Annotated in this window: 3 protein-coding genes and 2 pseudogenes; 3 read left to right on the forward strand and 2 right to left on the reverse strand. The window is 61.8% G+C overall.

Annotation, left to right across the window (positions count from 1 at the left end):
* Positions 1–95 precede the first annotated feature (95 nt).
* Positions 96–880, reverse strand: a pseudogene (locus tag ACFPOB_RS27560) (IS5 family transposase).
* Positions 881–1000: 120 nt separating this feature from the next.
* Between ACFPOB_RS27560 and ACFPOB_RS31175 the strand changes: the two are divergent.
* The 3 genes and pseudogenes from ACFPOB_RS31175 to ACFPOB_RS27580 all read left to right on the forward strand — a co-directional run bounded on the left by ACFPOB_RS31175 (position 1001) and on the right by ACFPOB_RS27580 (position 4559).
* Positions 1001–1549 (forward strand): annotated as a pseudogene (locus ACFPOB_RS31175) (transposase).
* Positions 1546–3474 (forward strand): hypothetical protein, encoded by a 1929-nt coding sequence (locus ACFPOB_RS27575; RefSeq protein ID WP_377801459.1) that lies wholly within the window; start codon positions 1546–1548, stop codon positions 3472–3474. The pseudogene ACFPOB_RS31175 and the gene ACFPOB_RS27575 overlap by 4 nt, the downstream one beginning before the upstream one ends.
* A gap of 179 nt (positions 3475–3653) precedes the next feature.
* Positions 3654–4559: a putative bifunctional diguanylate cyclase/phosphodiesterase gene (locus ACFPOB_RS27580; RefSeq protein ID WP_377801460.1), complete on the forward strand. Its 906-nt coding sequence runs from the start codon at positions 3654–3656 to the stop codon at positions 4557–4559.
* A gap of 6 nt (positions 4560–4565) precedes the next feature.
* On the opposite strand, the gene ACFPOB_RS27585 is transcribed toward ACFPOB_RS27580, so the two are convergent.
* The gene (locus tag ACFPOB_RS27585; protein WP_377801462.1) at positions 4566–5099 is read right to left on the reverse strand and encodes a GSU2403 family nucleotidyltransferase fold protein; all 534 of its coding nucleotides are present in this window, start codon (positions 5097–5099) and stop codon (positions 4566–4568) included.
* Between the last annotated feature and the right edge of the window lie 4 nt (positions 5100–5103).

Consider the following 5103-nt stretch of genomic DNA (forward strand, 5'->3'; position numbering starts at 1 on the left):
CGGCACCGCCGGCCGCCTCGTCGGGCACTTCCACATCCACAACGGCGACGAGTCAGGCTTCGTCTGCGAACGCGTCTGACTTCTTCAACAGCCTGCTAGGGTTGACTCAACGGAGCCAAAAGGCGACAAGCGGCGAGGCATAGCGAGGCGAGATAGTTCCTGGCGAGCTTGTCGTAGCGGGTTGCGATGCGCCTGAAGTCCTTGAGCCGACAGAACATGCGCTCGATGGCATTGCGGTCGCGATAGCGTTTGCGGTCGAAGGGGTGGAGGAACCTGCGGTCGTCCTTGTTCGGGATGACCGGACGCATGCCTCGTTCCATGAGGTCTTCGCGGACCGCATCGCTGTCATAGGCCTTGTCGGCCAGAAGCTCGTTCGCGGGTGGAGCTGCGTCGAGCATGACGGGCAACATCTTGATGTCGGCTGCCTGCCCGGGCGTGAGCGCGAGGACGAGAGGTCGGCCCTTGCCGTCGCTCAGGGCATGGATCTTAGTCGTTCGACCACCGCGGGAGCGACCAATCGCCTGACGTTGCTTCCCCCTTTTTCGGCGCCGGCCGCCGAGCGGTGCGCCTTGATATGGGTGTTGTCGGCGAGAAGTTGCCGGTGTGTGCGCCTGTCTCCGGTCAAGGCCGCGTAGATATCCTGCCAGATGCCCTTCCGGGACCAGCGGTTGAAGCGGTTATAGACCGTCGTGGAGGGACCGTATTCCGCCGGGCAATCGCACCAGCGACAGCCGCAACGAAGCACATGCACGATCCCGCTGAGGATACGCCGGTCATCGACGCGAGGCGGGCTGCCATAGTGCGGCAGCAACGGCTCGATCCTCGACCACTGCTCCTCATTCAACCAGAACAAATGGCTCATGGAACTCTCCTCTCCCATGAGACAACTGAATCACAATCAATCCGTTGAGTTTAGACCCTAGGAGACCTGTGCGCGGGTGGACGTAGACAGCGTTCTTGATAACTGATTCCATTGAGCTTTCCGGGGTGGAGAGCGACGATGGCGCATCGTTCGATCGGCCAGGAGCAGCTTGGTTTTGTAATCGGCTCGCGGAGCGCGTCGTCGCTGGACGAGCTCGACGGCCTGATTGACTGGAATCCAGTCGCGGAGCTGCTCGGTCCGCTCTATCCGGCGACGAAGGGTGAGCCCGCCTGGCCTCCGTTGGCGATGTTCAAGGCGCTGCTGCTGTCGGTCTAGTATGATCTGTCCGATGTGAAGCTGGCCGAGGCGCTCGATGACCGCGCCTCGTTCCGCCGCTTTTGCGGGTTCTCGCGCTCCGAGGCGACGCCTGAGCGCACCGCCTTCGTACGCTATCGCCGAAAGCTGGTTGAGCACAGTCTCGACGGGAGCTTGTTCGAGACTGTGACGGCCCAGCTCAAGGCCAGGGCAGTCACGGTCAAGACTGGCACGATGGTCGACGCATCCCTGACGACGGCTATTTCATTCGTGCACTGGCTTATGCACCAAACCGCCTCGTTCCCAAGCCGGGCGACCCTGAGCTACCCCCCGAGATCATCAACGGCATTCTCGACCTCGGTCCTTCGATGATGCACCGACTTGAGGCTTGGGTTACGAAGCGCACCACCGTCGAAACGCCGGTCGGACACCCGGCCGAACCGCGTCTTGCGCTAGCAGGCTCGGATGCGAAGGCTTATGTCAATGTGCTGCCCGAGGTGATCGGCGCGTGGGAAAGTCTGCTCCAACACGCCCCCTCGATCTACCGATGGCGCGAGGGGCGGGCGTCCAGCGATGGAGAGCGTTGGTCGGCGCTGCGGGCAAGTTGGCCCTATCTGTGGCAGCATCTGACGAACACGGCCTACTGCCTGGCGCTGGCCGTATGGAATGAAGACGAAGCAGGCTCGGCTCAGTTCCGTGAGGCACTCGTGCGATGGCCGAAGACCCTGCATCAACTAGCCGGCGGGGCGGAGTTTCGGCGCCGACGTTATCTTTTCTCCGATGTGATGGGTCTGAGTTGGCCTGAAGCGAGCGCGTGCGTCGCTCCATTGACCTTCGAGCATATGCCGGCGTCGACGCCGGAGCAGCTGTTTACAGTTGTCGTAAGAGGCGCGCACGACGATGTGCTGCTCCTGACGGCCGGATTGCTGCTGTTTTGGACGATCAGTGACAAGCAGGCCTCGGACATCGGTGCGCGCACGGCTATGGCGATCCTGCAGAGAATGGGTGGCGACGATGATCGCATTGGTCCTCTCGCGCGGGGCCTGAGCCTTCGATCCTTGTTTCTCGACTTGCTGGTCCGCTTCGAGATAGCTGGCGAGCGCTTTAGCGATGGCTCCTATGGTGCGGTGCTCGACCGCCTGGTCGAGGTCCTCGACAACATGACCGAGCGTCGGGTGGTTCCTGGGCGTGTCTGCACGCCGTCAACACTGCACGGTCGCGACGGCCTGTTGCTCTCGTTTGTGGCGATCCTAGCGTGTGCAGTTCCCGACACCGGCGACGACGACCTCCAAGCCACTATCACCGCACTGGCCGCCGAGGAAGGTATTCTGCCGGGCGGCGACAGCGCGCTGCGCAATACCCTTCACGAACTGCGGCACGTTTCCTCGTCCCTCGAACAGCCTTCACCGCAGCTTATGCGTGGCATCGCCATGCTCGCCCCCGGTCGCGATGGGACCCGCCTCGTCGCCCGGCTTGGCGAGATCGTGAACTCAGCCGAAGCTACGATCGAGGCCGCGCGCCTTCAGCGGCTGAGGGATCGGCCAGTCGATCCGGCAGCGTTGGACCGTATCCGGTTGGCCGTCGAAGCGGCGCTTCTGGCAGAACCCGCACAAGTGTCGTTCTTCGAGGGTGTTCGGATTGAACGATCCCCTCGCGACGACACCGCCGAATGGCATGAGGTGGCGGTGGAGGGCGTCGCCAAGGCACAATTGGTGGATCCACCGATGGAGACGCCAGCGTCCGGGTTCGAGGAGTTACTCGCTTCGCGAACTCGCGAATCCGCCGGGTTGCGGGCCTGGGGCGCCTTCACGCGCCGAGCCCGCATTCAGAGGAACGTCGGCGCAAAGGTGGAGCAGGAAGAGTTCTGGCGAGAGATTGCGCCGTTGGTCGAGCAGGTCGGGCCCGCGCCTGTTCTCGTCATTTCGCAGAATGCAGAGGCCCGAGCGCTGCGGCGTCTGGTCTATGAGGTGGCCGAGCGTCGGCCTCAGCTTCAGATCGAGCGTCGCCCGAGGGCCGAACGGCTTGGTTCATATGTCGCGACCGTCGCAGGGGTCGACGTATACGGCGCCAATTTCCCCGCGGGTGTGGCGTGGTTGTTCTCCGGCCGGGCGCTTCGATCGATCCGCTATAGCGAGTTCAAGGCCTCCGGCGACTTTGTCGCAATTGGCTTTGAGCCAGACGTCGAGCTGCAGGGCACGTTGCGGCTGCGCTTTCGCCGGCATTTGGAGTGGACGCTTGACCCGATCTTCGAGCTGCGGGCGCCTGACCCAGACGAGGAGGACGATCCCGCCACGTGAGAGCCCCTTGAATCCCATGTCGCGTTTTGTCGTTCAGCCGTTTGGCCCCTGTCTAGACATCAGAGTTTGACGACGAGGCATGAACCAGCTCTGGCAGCGCTAGCCTTCGCGCAATTGAATCGCCCGTAACCAAACATTCCCGGCATCGGCTAAGGGCCAATACATCACATATCTGGTGAATGGATTTGCGGTTAGCACGGTTCACTGCGGGTGATCCGCGTAAGGCGCCAGCTATCCGCGGTTCCCTTCGCATCCGCTGCGTCGGTGACGACGAGCATCTGACACTGAAAGCTGCGTCCCACCGTCGGCACGCCGAACGGCTGAAACAACGAGACATCGAGGCCGCGCTGCCCGATGCAATCGGGAACAATGAATTCGAGTTGCACTATCAGCCCATCGTCTCTCTCAAGACAGGCCGATATTGGGGCTTTGAAGGACTGGTCCGCTGGCGCCGGCCAGGTCATGGGCTTGTGGCGCCCAGTGACTTCATTCCGACCCTTGAATCGGCAGGGTTGATCATCCTGTTAGGACAGAAGCTCCTGCGCGACGCATGCAGGGCCGCCGCGACGTGGCCAGCCTCTATACACGTCTCGGTCAACGTGTCGCCGATCCAGTTGGCCTCTGACTGCATCATTGATCATGTTCGCGAAGCCCTCGAGGTCTCCAAACTGGCGCCGCGGCGGCTAACGATCGAGGTCACAGAGTCTGTGCTCTTAGGAGACGGTGCGGTCGAGCGACTGCGCGCCATTCGAGCCATGGGCGTATGCATCGCCCTCGATGATTTCGGCACGGGGTTCGCTTCGATGAGCTATCTCGAGTCGTATCCATACGACAAAATCAAGATCGACAAGTCTTTCGTCGCGAACTTGGCAAATCCAAAGAGCCGCGCAATCGTCGAAGCCACCGTGTTCCTAGCGAAGGCCTTGAAGATTGAAACGACGGCCGAAGGCGTTGAAACGCAGGAACAGATGGACGCATTGCGGCGAGCAGGGGCCTCACAGGCACAAGGGTATCTCTTCGCCAAGCCGATGCCTGAAAGCGAAGTCGCTGCCTTTCTACGTCAGCCGCGAACCTCAGCAGCGTGAGGCGGGTTACTCCGCCTCTGAATTCGTCAGCCAGGAGCCGAGCCCAAATTCCGCCGGCTCATAGTCGTTCGCCTTGAGCTCGGTCGCGAGTTTCGGAAGAATCTCAGCCTGATCCTGCCTTGAAAATGTCGCCAAGCTCTTCGTTATCAACTCGCGCCACGCAGGCCCCCGCCGAAATGCCTCGACGTATGCGTCGCAGAGATTGCCAAGCATGTTGAGCTCCACAAAGGCCCTCATCAACGCAGCAGCCTGCGTAAGATCCTTGCGGCTCTTGGCCGTGCCGTCTTTGTCCTCCAAGCGGCGTTGAGCCACGATCAGCTTATGGACTGCGTAGCGCTCCGGAGCGGGGACCATGACAGGTACTCCAGCGCCGTGAAGCATTACGGCGCGCACCGGCTGGTAGATCAGGAAATCGAGAAACCGGAGTGGCTGCGCCGAAGCGCCTCCTAAGAGCCCGTCCCGAAAGGGTTGAGCGACTGGGGCACTCGTGATTCCAAGGGGTTGTTCAGGCCATCTTGGAGCGAGCGATGTGGACCCCAGCCAC

It is taken from the genome of Allobosea eneae, assembly GCF_042657265.1.
Lineage (GTDB): Bacteria > Pseudomonadota > Alphaproteobacteria > Rhizobiales > Beijerinckiaceae > Allobosea > Allobosea eneae.